Raw genomic sequence first — 14,411 nt, forward strand, 5'->3', positions numbered from 1 at the left:
CGCTCCTCACTCCTCATTATGCGCTTAATTTTTGCTAACATCATCGCGATTTATAGAAGGGAGTTACAAAGCTATTTTGTCTCGCCTTTGGCTTATGCGATCGCGGGGATATTTTGGTTATTATCTGGGTTTTTCTTTGCCTTGATTCTATTAGGTCCACAAGGAATTATTCAGCAAGTTGCTCAAAGAGATTTACTGCAAGGGCAGCAACCTGGAGTTCCTGCCTCACCGATTGATGTGGCTTACGAGTTTCAACAGGCTTTCTTGGGAATCATGGGTTCTTTGGCTTTATTTATCTTGCCTATATTGTCAATGGGTTTGTATGCCGAAGAACGCAAGCGCGGGACTTTGGAATTACTCGCGACTTCCCCCGTAACAAACTGGGCGGTTGCTGTAGGGAAACTATTAGGAGTTGTTACATTTTTTCTAACACTGATATTGCCAATTTTTGCTTATGAAGCATTTGCTTTGAGTACTGCAAACCCTGCTGTATTTCCAGTCGTTCCCTTGATGGGACATTTAGGACTCATTCTATTAGCGGCAGGGATATTATCTTTAGGAATGTTCATTTCTTCTCTCACCGATAGCACAATTTTGGCGGCGATTATTACGTTTGCTTTAATTTTGTTTCTTTGGGTTATCGATGCGATCGCTCAAAATCTCAGCGGTACGCCAGTAGGTGCAATTTTGAGTCATCTTTCGTTACTCAAACACTATACCAATTGGATACAAGGAATTTTTGATTCTAGTAGTTTAGTTGTTTTTCTCAGTTACATTCTGTTAGGGATTTTTCTCACCGCACAGGCGATCGACGCTTTATGGTTTCAAAGATCTTGAGGGCGCGATCGCGCTTTAAAAATGAGCAACTTTATGTAAATAATTCTGTATGATCTGGAATCCAGAAGACTATGCCAAGAATTCAGATGCCCAATTGAAATGGGCGCAAGAGTTAAGAGAAACTCTCGATTTGCAAGGCAATAAATCTATTTTGGATGTCGGTTGTGGCGACGGAAAAATTACGGCTGATTTTGCCAAGACTTTACCTGAAAGTAGAGTAATTGGCGTAGATAGTTCGGCTGAAATGATTGCTTATGCTACGCACACTTATACAACAGCAAGATATCCACATCTCACTTTTGCTTGTGTTGATGCACGTTCCCTAAATTTTGATCGCGAGTTCGATTTATGCTTTTCCAATGCTGTGCTTCACTGGGTTGACAATCATCAAGCATTTTTAAGGGGTGCAAGTCGAGCCTTGCGGAGTGGTGGTAGACTAGTCATTTCTTGTGGAGGTAAGGGAGGTGCTGCGGATGTTTTGCAAGTTTTTTCTGAAGTTATAGCTAGCAAGCAGTGGAACAATTATTTTAATGAATTTCACAATCCTTACTTTTTCTACAGCGATCGCGACTACGCACCGTGGTTGAATGAAACTAATTTCAAAGTTGAACGGCTGGAATTAGTTCCAAAAGATATGACACATTTAGGTAAAGAGGGATTGGCAAGTTGGATACGTACAACCTGGATGCCTTTTACCCACTGTGTACCTGAGACTCAAAGAAACGATTTTATTGCTGATTTTGTCGAGAAATATTTAGAGAGATTTCCACTCGATCAAAATGGATTGGCACACATTCGCATGGTGAGGTTAGAAGTTAATGCGCTCAAATTATAGCTGTTCTCAGTTAGATGAGGTACACAGATCTGTAGGGGCGCACATCTGTGCGACCCTACTACGAATGTATTACATCTACATGGGAAATGCTCTATCAATCTAATTATTTTTAGAAACGGACATTTGATAAGTTGTATATGTATGAAAAATTTAAAATTTCTGACTAATTGCTGTTACCTTAATTTTGCAACGCAAGCAGGAAACGAAGATTCAGTAAAACAATTACTTCAAGGAGGTGTCCAGTTAACGCTTTTGACGAATTAGGTAAAACCCCACTGCATTACGCTTCCGAAAAAGGACATATTGCAGTCATGAAATTACTGATTGAAATGGGTGCAGATGTAAATGCCCATGATGAAAGCACAATCAGCGATACTCCACTTGGCGCGATCGCAGGAAATTGTGACTTTGAAGTCGCCAAGTTGCTAATTGATGCAGGTGCTAATCCAACTATTCCTGGTTGGATGCAAATCACAGCCCTTCATCGCGCAAAAACGAGAAAGAAACCAGAGGGACAAAGAGTTTATCAGCTATTACTTGATGCAGCCAAAAAAAGTTTAATTATCGCCTCTAGCCCCCCTTTTTAAGGGGGGGTTGGGGGGATCTCCTCTGCCGTAGTCAAATAGAAAACTATTATGAAAACCATTGCTAAAAAAACGAAGAAAAATTATTGGCAATATCTATTTTTACTCGGTCCCTTTCTCATCCTCATGGGTTTAACAGCCGGGACTGTGGCGGGTAGCTGGGGAATTATCCCTTTGGGATTAATTGCTGCTGGCGCTGTTTTGAGTCTTTTAGGTTTGCTGTGGCAAGCTTATAAAACTAAGTGGTGGAAGCGACGTTCGACTCAGGCGGGAACAAATGCGATCGCAGCTACTTTGGCAGTTTTGGTCATTCTCGGACTCATTAATTTCTTAGCCACCCGCTATCAAACGCGGATCGATTTCACTGAAACGGGACTATATACTTTGGCTCCCCAATCGCGTGAAATTGTCCAAAATTTATCTCAACCCGTTAAGGTGTGGGTATTCGATCGCAATCAAAACTCCCAAGATCGAGCATTATTAGAAAATTATCGCCGTCAAGGGTCGCAATTTAGTTTTGAGTATGTCGATCCGCAAACACGACCAGGGATAGCTCAAAAGTTTGGCGTGAGATCGTTTGGTGATGTTTACATAGAAGCAGGCAATCGGCGACAGTTCGTACAATCGGTCGGACAAGGGCGATTGTCAGAAGTGCAACTGACAACTAAAATTCAGCAAGTGACAAGCGATCGCGCTGGAAAAGTCTATTTCCTTCAAGGTCACGGCGAAGTTGGGATCGGGGAACAGAGTAAGCTAACCTCAGCCCTGAATACACTTAAAGATAGAAACTTTGCTGCCGAACCGCTGAATTTAGTCCAACAAGCGAAGATCCCTCAAGATGCGACTGTGGTTATCGTTGCTAGTCCCAAACGAGGATTATTTCCGCAAGAAGTCAAAGCCTTAAGCGCGTATTTAGAGCGGGGTGGAAGTTTGATGCTACTCCTCGACCCAAATACAAACCCCAATTTAGATAGTCTGCTGCAAAATTGGGGGCTTACCCTAGATAACCGAGTGATTATCGATCCCGCTGGACAAGCAATCGGTTTTGGACCTGCTTTTGCTGTGGTTGATAACTACGGACAACATCCAATTACACAAGATTTTGGGAATAATCTATCGATTTTCGGTGGCGCGAGAGCAATTGACAGCAAACCAGTCACAGGAGTGGAAGCAACGCCAATTCTACAAACGAGTGCCGAAAGTTGGGCGGAAAGCAACATACAAAGTCAACCACTGCAATTTAATCCTCAAAGCGATCGCAAAGGTCCTTTAACTATAGGTTACGCCCTCAATCGCGTCGTCTCAGCCGAGCCAGTAGCTAATGCTGCTCCCAAGACAACTCAAGCCAGGATGGTAGTCATTGGTAACGCTCAATTTGCGATCGATGGATTATTCGAGCAGCAATTGAATGGAGACGTATTCTTAAATTCCATTAGCTGGTTGAGCAGTCAAGATAACAAACAAACCCTATCCGTGCGTCCTAAAGAACAAAAACAGCGTCGTCTGAATCTTACGCCCCTACAAATTAACCTTCTAGGTTGGATCTCTCTAGTCATTTTGCCAGTCATTGGTTTTGCCTGCGCTGTATTGCTGTGGTGGCTGCGAAGATAAATCAGTTATCAGTTGTCAGTTATCAGTTATCAGTTATCAGTGGTGCGTGGTGCGTGAATCACTTCTGACTTCTCCCCTGCCCCTCTGCACCTGAAGCTCCTCTGCTTCCTTGTCCTCCAAATTCTTCTTCCCTCACTCCTCACTCCTCACTCCTCACTCCTCATATGAAACGCACGACATTAATTTTGCTCCTCCTCGCGCTGGGAATGGGGGGGTTTGTGTACTTTTATGAAATTCAAGGCACGCCTCAACGCCAGGAAGCACGAGAAAAGCAGCAACAAATATTTACGTTTAAAGAAGACCAAATTCAGTCTCTAAATGTTAAGACTCGCAACCAAACTTTACAGTTCGAGCGCGCTAAGGATAGTAAGACAGGGTGGCAAATGCAGGTTCCCGATAAAGCTCCTGCCAGTGAGGGAGCGATCGCCTATTTGTTAGATTTGTTGGTCAGTAGTAAGAGCGATCGCGTTTTGACCGTACCCGCCGCACAGCTCTCTGACTATGGCTTGCAGCAACCTCAAGCGACGGTAGAAGTTAAGTTACAGGATGGGAAAACTCATCGATTGGTCTTGGGTCAGCCAGATTTTAACCGTAGTTTTTTGTACGCTCAAGCCGATCCACCGACTCCACAACCCGCTCAAACTCGCGTACTATTGGTCTCTACTAATTTTGAAAATGCTGTCAACAGAACCCTAGCGGAGTGGAAACAGGCTTCAGCATCGCCAAAAAAATCACCAGAGCCGCAAACTAATTCTCAAAACAATCAAAAATAGCCTAGAAATTATATCGGATAATTTTTTTTTGTTTGAGTCAAAAAAACAATTGGCGAAATTTCGTCAAAAATTGCGCAGAAAAAATCGAGCAATTGTCTAAAAAATCCTGAAATCCATATAACTTAAAGGTTTTAACGATCTATATTTGGCAAGCAGACCTTAGAATAGGTCAATGAAATATCCAACCAATGAGAGTTTCAGCGATTTTAGTGGGCAAACTAGCCACAGCCAAAAGTTGAAGCTCAGGTTGCGAGAGTTCAGAATCACTTGTTTTGAGGTAGTTTGTTAACTCACAGGAGAATGAAATGAACAAGGGTGAATTAGTCGATTCAATTGCTGAAAAGGCAAGCGTGACGAAAAAGCAAGCAGATGCCGTTCTGACTGCTGCTTTGGAAACCATTATCGATGCAGTCTCCACAGGAGATAAAGTGACACTAGTAGGCTTTGGCTCTTTTGAGTCGCGGGAGCGCAAAGCTCGCGAAGGTCGCAACCCGAAAACTGGCGATAAAATGGAAATTCCGGCAACTAAGGTTCCGGCTTTCTCAGCAGGGAAGCTATTTAAAGAAAAAGTCGCTCCTCCCGAAGACTGAGAATAAAGTTCTTGCAGGAAACCCGAACTGGATGCAACCTGTACATGGAGGAAATTTAGCTTGGGCAGCAGCGATCGCGGGTTGTGACTCCGATGCGATTCTCGATTTTTCGGCTAGTATCAACCCTTTGGGACCACCCCAAAGCGCGATCGCTGCGATTCAATCTGCCATAAGCCAACTCAGTTCCTATCCCGATCCAAATTACAGCGAACTGAGAACAGCTCTAGCGCAGGTGCATCAGTTACCACCAGAATGGATTCTGCCGGGGAATGGCTCGGCAGATTTACTTACGTGGGCGGGTTGGGATTTATCGGAATTAGCTGCAACTTACCTCGTGACTCCAGCTTTTGGCGACTACTGGCGGGCGCTGAAAGCCTTTGGTGCAAAGGTGGTTGAGTGTCCGTTGGATTTAGCGGGAGCACTTAGCAGGGAGCAGGGGGCAGGGGGGGAAGGGGACAAGGGGGACAAGGGGGAAGAAAGCAGGGGAACAATTCAAAATTCCCCTCACTCCTCACTCCTCGCTCCTCACTCCTTCAAATTCTGGTTTACTCCTAAATAATCCCCACAATCCTACGGGGCGGTTGTGGCACAGAGAAGAAATTTTGCCCTATCTGGAGCAATTTGCTTTGGTAGTGGTGGATGAAGCTTTTATGGATTTTCTACCACCAGCAGCGGAACAAAGTCTGATCCCATTGGTGCAGAAATATCCTAATTTAGTCATTTTGCGATCGCTGACTAAATTTTATAGCTTACCAGGGCTGCGATTGGGATACGCGATCGCCCATCCCGAACGTCTTAATTGTTGGCTGGCGCGACGCGATCCTTGGGCAGTCAATACTCTTGCCGTTGCTGCAGCGATCGCGGTACTTAAAGATAGCCAGTTTCAGCAACAAACTTGGGCATGGCTACCACCTACACGAGCGCGATTAGAGCAGGAGTTATCTCAGATTCCAGGATTGCAACCTCTGCCTGGTGCTGCTAACTTTTTATTGGTAGAGTCTGAGCGACCGAGTTCAAAGCTCCAACAGCAGCTATTAAAACACGAGCGAATTTTAATCCGAGATTGTCTTAGTTTTCCCGAACTAGGCGATCGCTATTTTCGGGTTGCCGTGCGCTCTACAACTGAAAACGAGCGCCTCATCGAAGCACTATGGCAGATTACGACATAGTTATTATTGGCGGTAGTCCAGCCGGACGCTACGCCGCCGCGATCGCCGCACAACAGAATGCTACTGTAGCTTTAGTTGAGAGGGAGCAGGGAGCAATTCAAAATTCAAAATTCAAACTTCAAAATTCAAAATTTTCCGACTCCCGTACGGGCGGATTTCTAAACCCGCCCCTACCGACTCCCGACTCCCTTTCTTACATAGGGCAATTAGCTCGACAATGGGAAAAGATGGGAAATTTTGGCTTGCGTTCGAGTCATGAAAACGCGATCGATGACTGTCAATCCATTCAGTGGGAACGGGTAATGCAGTGGGCGCAAAACGTCCAGTCAAATTTAGCAGAGGAGAATTCACCTACTGTTTTAGCTGCTTTAGGAGTTGATTTTATTCTAGGGCAGGGTAAGTTTGTCGCTCAGCCAAATCTGTGCTTTGTCGTTAATAATCGTTGCTTGGCAGCGCGGAAATATTTGATTGCCACTAACCCACGTCCGATAGTTCCCGCGATTGAAGGGCTAGCAGTTACAGGCTACTTAACCGCTACCGAGGTTTTCTCGTCGTTGACTTCTCCAAACCCACCGAAACGTTGGGCAATACTCGGTGGCGATCCAAATGGGTGTCAGTTGGCACAAGCATTAGCACGATTGGGTTTAGATGTCACTTTAATTGTCCAGCGTCCTCACATCTTACCCAGAGAAGATCTAGAAATTGCTCAGTTATTGCAAGCTATTCTCGAAGCTGAGGGGGTGCGCGTTCTCACCAATACTACCGTGACTCAAGTCAAGGGCATTGAGGGCAAAAAATGGGTTCAAGCCGATCGCGAAGCTATGGAATTTGATGAAATTGTACTTTGTGCCGGACAACAGCCAGAACTCGAACAGCTCAATCTAGAAGCAGTGGGAGTGAAAACACAACGCGATCGCCTGCGTTTGAATCAAAAATTGCAAACGACAAATTTACACATTTATGCTTGTGGGGATGCGATCGGCGGTTATCAATTCGCTCATATTGCCAATTACGAAGCTAGAATTGCCCTGCACAACGCTTTACAAAATGCTTTATTTTCTTCTCACTATCGAGTTGATTATCGTAATATTCCTTGGTTAGTCTCTACCGATCCGCCCTTAGCAAGAGTGGGTTTTACAGTAGCTCAAGCTAGACAGAAATATGGCAATGATGTCTTGGTATTACAGCATTATTTTAAGACTTTAGCAATAGCCCAAATTCGGGATGAAATGACGGGGATTTGTCAATTAGTCGTGCGGCGTAATGGCACGATTTTAGGTGGGGCAATTATTGGCTCTCAAGCAGGGGAGTTAATTAATGTTATTGCTTTAGCGATCGCCCAAAAACTAAAAATTGACTCAATTGCCGATCTCGTTTCCGTCTATCCCAGTTGGGGAGAAATTTTAGCTCAAACTGCCAGCGAGTATCTTTCTACTCCACTAGGTCAAAAAAATTGGCTGCAAAATCTGCTTGCTAAGATAGGGTGCAGGGTGTAGCAATAAGAAAAAACCCCTATATAGGGGCTAATTTCAACCAAGTGCAAAATGTAAGATATCTTCAGTTTAGATCGATTAACAGCAGACGACACTAATAACTGTTAACTGATAACTGTTAAAGCAGATACAACAAACCAAACAGAACAATCCAAACAACATCGACAAAGTGCCAATAAAGTTCGGCGGCTTCTACACCAAAGTGATGCTCTTGACTGTAGTGATTGGCGCGACGCGATCGCCACAATACCGCTAAAATTGCCAACACGCCAACAGTAACGTGAAGTCCGTGGAAACCAGTCAGGACATAAAATGCACTGGCAAATAAATTCGTTTTCAGCCCAAACTCTAGATGGCTGTATTCGTAGATCTGTCCTGATAGGAAAATAATCCCCATCGCTGCTGTAATTGCCATCCAGGTACGCATACCCGTGACATCATTCTTCTTAATTGCGGTATCGGCATTATGCATCACGAAACTACTAGAAATCAGAATAATCGTGTTGACTCCTGGTAGTAGAAGTTCTAATTCTGGCGTTCCTTCGGGGGGCCAACTGGGTAAAGTGGAACGGTAAGCCAAATACGCACCAAACATACCAAGAAAAATCATGCCCTCTGCGATTAAGAACATGACTAAGCCAAACATCCGAAAATCAGGATGTTCTTCATGATGGGCGGCTTCTGCTTTGTGGTGGTAATTAAGTTCCGTTTTTGCTGGGTCTATAGTTGGACTTTGCATAATTTAGGGAGTAGGGAGTAGAAAATTGTAGGGGCGGGTTTTGTTGAGAATCTCCGTACAAGAAAAAAAATTTTGCGGCTAAACCCGCCCGTACCGGAGTAGGGTAGAGACGTAATATGGTAACGCCTCTACACATATAACATCTCTACTTACGATCTTCAGGATTGGCAGCGACATTTGGATCGGGATCGGCACGTAAAGCCGATTTGGGTCCAGCAGCTAATGCCGGTTCTCTTTCATCAGCCAAGGGGACATCGACCTCAGATTTAGGTCTGTCCATACCGTAGTCGTAAGGACCAGTTGCCAATACGGGGAATCCAGCAAAATTTTCGATCGCAGGTGGCGAGCTTGTCATCCATTCTAAGGTCAGTGCTTCCCAAGGATTATTACCAGCTTTGGGACCGTACATCCAACTCCAAATCGCATTAATGATGAACGGTACGGTGGAGATAGCTAGTAAGTAAGCCCCCATCGTACAGACAAAGTTCAGCGTAGCGAACTTGGCATCATACTCGGCAATCCGGCGGTTCATACCCATCAGTCCGAGTTTGTGCATCGGTAAGAAACACAAGTTCATCCCGACATACATCAAAGCGAAATGAACCTTACCCCAGAATTCATTCAACATCCGTCCCGTCATTTTGGGATACCAGTGGTAAATGCCCGCATAGATCCCGAAGACCGAGCCACCAAATAGAACGTAGTGCAAGTGGGCGACGACAAAATAGGTATCGTGAACGTGGATGTCGAACGGTACGGCAGCAAGCATTACGCCACTGATCCCGCCGATGACGAACAGGCTGACAAAGCCGATCGCGAACAGCATCGCACTGTTGAGGCGAATTTTACCACCCCACATCGTCCCCAACCAACTGAAAACTTTGATCCCCGTAGGGACAGCGATGATCATAGTCGTGATCATGAAGAACATCCGCAACCAACCAGGAATACCGCTGGTAAACATGTGGTGCGCCCAGACGATCAATCCCAAAAAGCTAATTGCCAAACTCGAATAGGCGATCGCTTTATAACCGAAAATTGGCTTGCGGGAGTGAACGGGAATCACCTCAGAAATGATCCCAAAAAAGGGCAAAATCATGATGTACACCGCAGGGTGCGAGTAGAACCAAAACATATGTTGGTAAACTACCGGATCGCCACCACCTGTGGGATTAAAAAATGCCGTGCCAGCAAATAAGTCGAAAGATAGCAGAATCAAAGCACCTGCTAACACTGGTGTAGAAACGAGCGTCAAGGCAGAAGTCGCCAGCATTGCCCAACAAAATAGGGGCATTTGCGTCGTACTCATACCCGGTGTCCGCATCTTCAACAAGGTGACGAGGAAATTAATTGCCCCCAAAATTGAAGAAGTTCCTAACAGCAAAACGCTGATAATCCAAATTCCCTCGCCTAATTGTCCCGTTACCAAACTAAGGGGAGGATAAGAAGTCCAGCCAGCGTCAGCAGCGTCGCCCAGGACTAAACTACTGATGAGTAAGATTCCCCCAGGTGGGATCATCCAAAACGCGACTGCGTTCAAGCGCGGAAATGCCATATCCTTCGCTCCAATCATTAAGGGAATCAGGAAGTTGGCAAACCCCGCTCCTGCTGGCACGATCCACAGAAAAATCATGATCGTGGCATGGAGTGTGAACAAGCTGTTATACACTTCGCGGCTGACAAAATCGACTTCGGGCGTTCTCAGTTCCGTCCGCACCATGTCAGCCATTACGCCGCCGATACAGTAGAAAATAAACGTCGTCACCAGGTATTGAATGGCGATTACCTTATGGTCGGTATTGAAAGAAAAGTAATCGCGCCACTTTCTTTCCCCTGGTTCTGCTTCCAAGATAGATAAGTTAGCCGATTGTTGAATTTGTGCTTGAGTCATAGCAAAAAAAGGGAGTAGGGAGTAGGGAGTAGGGAGTAGGGAGTGAAGAATAAAGCAATTTTGTAACTTAGCCCTCACTCCTCACTCCTCGTTCCTCACCCCTCTATTGATGGTGAAGTTGATGAAGGGTTTCAGGCTGAATTCCCATTTGCGCGGTGTAGGGGGAGAGAAATTCAGCGGGGGAACGATCTGCGGCATTTAGGGCGATCGCCTGTTCTAGATTGCCCTTGGTTGCGACTTGTTGTTCCTGCATCCACTTGTCAAAGTTTTCTGGTGTTTCCACAATAAACTTGGTGTTCATCGCCCCGTGATAAGGACCGCAAAGTTCAGCACAGATCACTTTATATTCCCCTACAATTTTTGGGGTGAAGCGAATTTCACTTTGTCTACCAGGAATGACATCTTGTTTTAAACGCAACTCTGGAACCCAGAAGGCGTGGATGACATCGTTCGCTGTCATGTCTAGCTTCACCTCTTTACCAGCAGGAACGTGCAATTCGCTAGCTACAACGCCCGTATCTGGATAGGTGAAAATCCAAGCATATTGCAAGCCAGTGACGTTAACCGCAAGCCCTGGAACTTTTCCTTCGTTACCTGGGCTTGCACCGATGCCAGGAGAGACTATACCCATACCAGGAGCATCGCGTTTTTGAGGAATTTGGTCGGAGTTGCGGACGGAGGCGGTTGCTGGATCTGACATTGCCTCATCCGATTTGATTTGATTTGCGTTAGGTGCGGTGCTAGGCGGTGTATCGTTCAATGTTGCCGCAATTGCTACTCCTGGCATTTTCATTGCTTGCCCAGCAATAGGGGCTTCGTGCGCGCTGTGGGGATCGAAACCACCAATTTCGTTGTAGACATCAAAGCTGTAGATCGATAAGCCGATGACAATAATTGCCGGGATCGCCGTCCACAGAATTTCTAGAGGAATATTACCGAACACGGGAGGCGCGTCAGTGTTATCGCCCTGGCGACGGCGAAACTTAAAGGCAGCATAGATCAATATGCCTTGTACCAGCACAAACAGACCCGTGCCAATCGTCATCATTGTGTCGAACAGCCCATCAACCAAAGTGGCTTCATCTGAGGCTGCCGTGGGTAGTAAGCCGTGATTTTGACCGTACCACAGACTTGTCAGAGTCAAGACGATGCCAATTAATAGCGTCCAAATAGAACTAGGAATGTTCACGATTAAGGATTTGATAATTTTTAGCTTCTTAACAATTAGCCACACTCACTTACCAAGGTAGTGCAGCCAGCCCAAAACCTGCCGATCCTCAAGTTAATTTTTTCTGATTTTTTTGGAACTTTTCTGTGGGTACAGGGAGATGAGGGGCTAGGGGACAAGTCACAAGTCACAAGTCACAAGTCACAAGTCAAAATTAATTGGTCTGCGATCGCTTAACAGTGTACAGACGTTACATGTAACGTCTGTACACTGTTCACTGATAACTGACAACTGACAACTGATTCCCGTCTCAATCGAATCGACTACCTAAGCGAATCTAGCTCAAGTTTGAGTTGGTTATCTATAAACCATGAACAAATGTAACGGAGTAGAACAATTTAAAAATCTCTAAAGCTTAGGGGCTAAGCTACGGCAATCCGGCACATTAGGTATATGGCTAACCAAATCACCTCGCGACGATGCGCTAGGGTGGAAGGTGAGCTAGCACTTACATATTTGTAAATACTTGGTTAGATCCTGGCAACCCTTTGAAGACAGGCAATTTAAGGTACAGTCCATGACTGAGTTCGTCCTGCAAAGACAAAACACAGACACAATCGAGCAGTCCCAGCCACGGGAAAGAATTCGGCGGTTAGTGTGGAAATTATGCGTAGCAACTCTGATTTTGATGGCGATTGGTAGTGCTACGCGGGTAATGAATGCTGGGTTAGCTTGCCCAGACTGGCCCCTGTGTTACGGTACGCTCGTACCGACTCAACAGATGAATTTTCAAGTATTTTTAGAGTGGTTTCATCGCCTAGATGCGGCTTTAATCGGGCTAGGGGCGATCGCACTAACAGTCGTGAGTTGGTGGAACCGTAACTTTCTCCCCCGCTGGCTACCTTGGGCGGCGATCTTTGCCCTTAGCCTGATTGTCTTTCAAGGGGTCTTGGGCGGATTGACAGTTACAGAATTACTACGGTTCGATATTGTCACCGCGCATCTGGGGACGGCGCTATTATTCTTTAGCGCATTACTGGTTATTGGTACGGCACTCACGCCTTATCAAGGAACTGGTAACGCCGGGAAATTGGCTTGGTTGGGATTGGCTGCTGCTGTGTTAGTCTACGTGCAAAGTTTGCTTGGCGCATTGGTCGGTTCGCGCTGGGCGCTACACCAATGCTTAACCGGACAGCAATTGTGTAGCGTCATGTACAGTCACATCGGGGGCGTGGTTCCTCCAACGCTAGCCACCTTGGTTTTAGTACTTCTGTCTTGGCGAACTCCAGCTTTGCATCCCGCGTTGCGCCGACTGGCAAACATGGCTGGCGGACTAGTCGTACTGCAAATTCTTTTAGGAATTGCCACCTTCCGCTTGCATTTACAAGTAGAACCACTGACCGTATCGCACCAGTTTGTCGGCGCAGCCTTACTAGGTGTTTTGGTTGGCTACACCGTACTGGCAATTCGCGATGCCTCCGGCGGTATGCTCTTCGACCATGCTGGGCTAAACGCCCCGCTTCGCTAACGCAAACGCGAAGCGATCGTCGCGGTTATAGCAATCAGATGTCAGTTATCAGTGACCAGTGACCAGTTATTGGGGAGCAGGGAGCAGGGAGCGCACGAGCAGTTGATTTTGACTTCTGACTTCTGACACCTGTACGGGCGGGTTTACCAATTGTCTTTGACTCTGACCAGTATTTCTGGTGAACCCGCCCCTACGAATGACTTCTGACTTCTGATACTGTGTTGGTTTCAAAATAAACGGAATTTGGTGTGAATTTTATGATCGGGGCAGATGTCTCTAGACACCATCAAAACTTTCTTCAAGTTGTTCATAGCTACTATCAGCTAACTAAACCGAGGATTATACCTCTACTTTTGATTACTACTGCTGGCAGTATGTGGATTGCAGCCCAAGGACGAGTCGATCCAAAATTGCTCGTCGTCACCCTAGTTGGAGGAACATTTGCTGCCGCTGCTGCCCAAACTGTCAACTGCATTTACGATCGCGATATCGACTATGCGATGGAACGCACTCGCCACCGTCCAATTCCTTCAGGACGAGTACAGTCGCACCACGCCCTCCTGTTTGCGATCGCCTTAGCAGTCATTTCTTTCTCACTCTTAGCAGTCTTTGCTAACTTGCTAGCTGCTCTGTTAGCAATGTCTGGCATCGTTTTCTACATTGCCATATATACCCATTTTCTCAAACGTCATACTCCCCAAAATATCGTCATTGGTGGTGCAGCAGGGGCAATTCCAGCCCTAGTTGGTTGGGCAGCGGTGACAGGCACTTTAAGCTGGACGGCTTGGACGCTTTTCGCCATCGTCTTTCTGTGGACACCACCTCATTTCTGGGCGCTAGCGTTGATGATTCGCGAAGACTACGCCAAAGTAGGCGTACCGATGTTACCAGTTGTAGCAGGTGACGAGACTACGGCGCAGCAGATTTGGTTTTATACCCTAATCCTGATCCCCGCCACGTTTTTACTGATTTATCCCCTACAATCGTGCGGTCTTCTCTACGGCGCGATCGCCTTGATTCTTGGTAGCATCTTCGTGCGTAAAGCTTGGCTGTTATGGCAAAATCCCACCTGTAAAACTCAAGCGCGATCGCTCTTTCTCTACTCCATCCTTTACATGATGCTATTGTGTGCGGGCATGGTCGTGGACAGTCTTCCCATAATCAGGGGTTAGGAGCGAGGAGTGAGGAGCGAG

General features: G+C 46.1%; 12 protein-coding genes and 1 pseudogene. 10 read left to right on the plus strand and 3 right to left on the minus strand.

The annotated features are described in order from the left end of the window. The first annotated feature begins 18 nt into the window (after positions 1–18). The 8 genes and pseudogenes from N4J56_RS20140 to N4J56_RS20180 all read left to right on the plus strand — a co-directional run bounded on the left by N4J56_RS20140 (position 19) and on the right by N4J56_RS20180 (position 7,895). Positions 19–837: an ABC transporter permease gene (locus N4J56_RS20140; protein ID WP_317108063.1), complete on the plus strand. Its 819-nt coding sequence runs from the start codon at positions 19–21 to the stop codon at positions 835–837. Between the two features lie 49 nt (positions 838–886). Continuing rightward, positions 887–1,672 (plus strand): class I SAM-dependent methyltransferase, encoded by a 786-nt coding sequence (locus N4J56_RS20145; RefSeq protein ID WP_317108064.1) that lies wholly within the window; start codon positions 887–889, stop codon positions 1,670–1,672. A 221-nt stretch (positions 1,673–1,893) separates the two neighbouring features. Further along, on the plus strand, positions 1,894–2,259 hold the full coding sequence (locus N4J56_RS20150) for an ankyrin repeat domain-containing protein (protein ID WP_317110667.1): 366 nt from the start codon (positions 1,894–1,896) through the stop codon (positions 2,257–2,259). 48 nt (positions 2,260–2,307) lie between these two features. Continuing rightward, positions 2,308–3,867, plus strand: a complete 1,560-nt coding sequence (locus N4J56_RS20155) for a GldG family protein (RefSeq protein WP_317108065.1) — start codon at positions 2,308–2,310, stop codon at positions 3,865–3,867. A 164-nt stretch (positions 3,868–4,031) separates the two neighbouring features. Continuing rightward, entirely contained in the window at positions 4,032–4,640 is a 609-nt protein-coding gene (locus tag N4J56_RS20160; protein ID WP_317108066.1) for a DUF4340 domain-containing protein, read from the plus strand. Positions 4,641–4,945: 305 nt separating this feature from the next. Next, positions 4,946–5,230, plus strand: coding sequence for an HU family DNA-binding protein (locus tag N4J56_RS20165; protein ID WP_015156000.1), 285 nt, complete (start codon positions 4,946–4,948; stop codon positions 5,228–5,230). Between the two features lie 31 nt (positions 5,231–5,261). Continuing rightward, positions 5,262–6,399: pseudogene (gene cobD, locus N4J56_RS41135) on the plus strand (threonine-phosphate decarboxylase CobD). Beyond that, positions 6,381–7,895 carry an NAD(P)/FAD-dependent oxidoreductase gene (locus tag N4J56_RS20180; protein ID WP_317108069.1) on the plus strand — a complete coding sequence of 505 codons (1,515 nt, stop codon included), beginning with the start codon at positions 6,381–6,383 and terminating at the stop codon, positions 7,893–7,895. The pseudogene cobD and the gene N4J56_RS20180 overlap by 19 nt, the downstream one beginning before the upstream one ends. Before the next feature lie 115 nt (positions 7,896–8,010). Here N4J56_RS20180 and N4J56_RS20185 read toward each other — a convergent pair whose 3' ends face one another. The 3 genes from N4J56_RS20185 to N4J56_RS20195 form a co-directional block, all read right to left on the minus strand. Next, entirely contained in the window at positions 8,011–8,631 is a 621-nt protein-coding gene (locus N4J56_RS20185) for a heme-copper oxidase subunit III (RefSeq protein ID WP_015155997.1), read from the minus strand. A 145-nt stretch (positions 8,632–8,776) separates the two neighbouring features. Next, entirely contained in the window at positions 8,777–10,522 is a 1,746-nt protein-coding gene (ctaD, locus tag N4J56_RS20190) for a cytochrome c oxidase subunit I (RefSeq protein WP_410500548.1), read from the minus strand. A 103-nt stretch (positions 10,523–10,625) separates the two neighbouring features. After that, positions 10,626–11,711 (minus strand): cytochrome c oxidase subunit II, encoded by a 1,086-nt coding sequence (locus tag N4J56_RS20195; protein ID WP_317108071.1) that lies wholly within the window; start codon positions 11,709–11,711, stop codon positions 10,626–10,628. A 556-nt stretch (positions 11,712–12,267) separates the two neighbouring features. On the opposite strand from N4J56_RS20195, the gene N4J56_RS20200 reads away from it, so the two are divergent. Then, positions 12,268–13,218 (plus strand): heme A synthase, encoded by a 951-nt coding sequence (locus N4J56_RS20200; RefSeq protein ID WP_317108072.1) that lies wholly within the window; start codon positions 12,268–12,270, stop codon positions 13,216–13,218. A gap of 257 nt (positions 13,219–13,475) precedes the next feature. After that, positions 13,476–14,390 carry a heme o synthase gene (locus N4J56_RS20205; protein WP_317110669.1) on the plus strand — a complete coding sequence of 305 codons (915 nt, stop codon included), beginning with the start codon at positions 13,476–13,478 and terminating at the stop codon, positions 14,388–14,390. Positions 14,391–14,411 lie beyond the last annotated feature (21 nt).

The organism is Chroococcidiopsis sp. SAG 2025, assembly GCF_032860985.1.
Classification (GTDB): domain Bacteria; phylum Cyanobacteriota; class Cyanobacteriia; order Cyanobacteriales; family Chroococcidiopsidaceae; genus Chroococcidiopsis.

Coding starts and splice junctions, on each gene's coding strand:
- N4J56_RS20140 (WP_317108063.1), top strand. CDS start 19: ATGCGCTTAATTTTTGCTAACATCATCGCGATTTATAGAAGGGAGTTA.
- N4J56_RS20145 (WP_317108064.1), top strand. CDS start 887: ATGATCTGGAATCCAGAAGACTATGCCAAGAATTCAGATGCCCAATTG.
- N4J56_RS20155 (WP_317108065.1), top strand. CDS start 2,308: ATGAAAACCATTGCTAAAAAAACGAAGAAAAATTATTGGCAATATCTA.
- N4J56_RS20160 (WP_317108066.1), top strand. CDS start 4,032: ATGAAACGCACGACATTAATTTTGCTCCTCCTCGCGCTGGGAATGGGG.
- N4J56_RS20165 (WP_015156000.1), top strand. CDS start 4,946: ATGAACAAGGGTGAATTAGTCGATTCAATTGCTGAAAAGGCAAGCGTG.
- N4J56_RS20180 (WP_317108069.1), top strand. CDS start 6,381: ATGGCAGATTACGACATAGTTATTATTGGCGGTAGTCCAGCCGGACGC.
- N4J56_RS20185 (WP_015155997.1), bottom strand. CDS start 8,631: ATGCAAAGTCCAACTATAGACCCAGCAAAAACGGAACTTAATTACCAC.
- ctaD (WP_410500548.1), bottom strand. CDS start 10,522: ATGACTCAAGCACAAATTCAACAATCGGCTAACTTATCTATCTTGGAA.
- N4J56_RS20200 (WP_317108072.1), top strand. CDS start 12,268: ATGACTGAGTTCGTCCTGCAAAGACAAAACACAGACACAATCGAGCAG.
- N4J56_RS20205 (WP_317110669.1), top strand. CDS start 13,476: ATGATCGGGGCAGATGTCTCTAGACACCATCAAAACTTTCTTCAAGTT.